This window comes from Enterococcus sp. C46, assembly GCF_040887565.1.
In the GTDB taxonomy this organism is placed as follows: domain Bacteria; phylum Bacillota; class Bacilli; order Lactobacillales; family Enterococcaceae; genus Enterococcus_B; species Enterococcus_B lactis.
This window is the reverse complement of record NZ_JBFOGA010000035.1, coordinates 1-421: the sequence shown is the minus strand read 5'-3', so window position 1 is coordinate 421 and position 421 is coordinate 1. Positions and strand designations below refer to the sequence as shown.

Annotated in this window: 1 protein-coding gene; it reads right to left on the bottom strand. The window is 34.9% G+C overall.

Going from position 1 to position 421, the window contains the following annotated elements; translation table 11 throughout:
* Positions 1 to 91: 91 nt before the first annotated feature.
* Positions 92 to 421 (bottom strand): DUF6414 family protein (locus tag AB3I27_RS14000; RefSeq protein ID WP_368023024.1); only part of this gene is annotated, 330 nt, incomplete at its 5' end.

The following is a 421-nucleotide window of genomic DNA, read 5'->3' as shown; positions in this document are numbered from 1 at the left end:
AAGCATATTACTGGCTTACAGTGTTCTATTAAGTCGAGCACAACGACGTTTTGAAGGAACTTTGAGATATTCTTTAGGATATTAAAATTAACTAGCACCACGGGTTCTCTAATAATGTTTTTGCAATTCTTCCGCCATGAATAGCTCCAGAAGCTCCAAATTGACCCTCAATTGAACCCGACAACCCTGTTAATTTTTCAAAAACAGCTTTAACTGCACTTTGCTTCCCAGCGGCCGCACTGGCTTTTACTTCACCATTGGCTTCACCACTTACTTCATTAACTAGTTCTATTGTTTGATTAAAGTTTCCCTTTTTCTCTATCTGCAATAAATCAATTGCAGATGTCTCATCAAAATAAATTATTTTTTTCAAATTTTCCGCCAAAATAAAACCTCCTAATAATATACTCAGTAAATATAT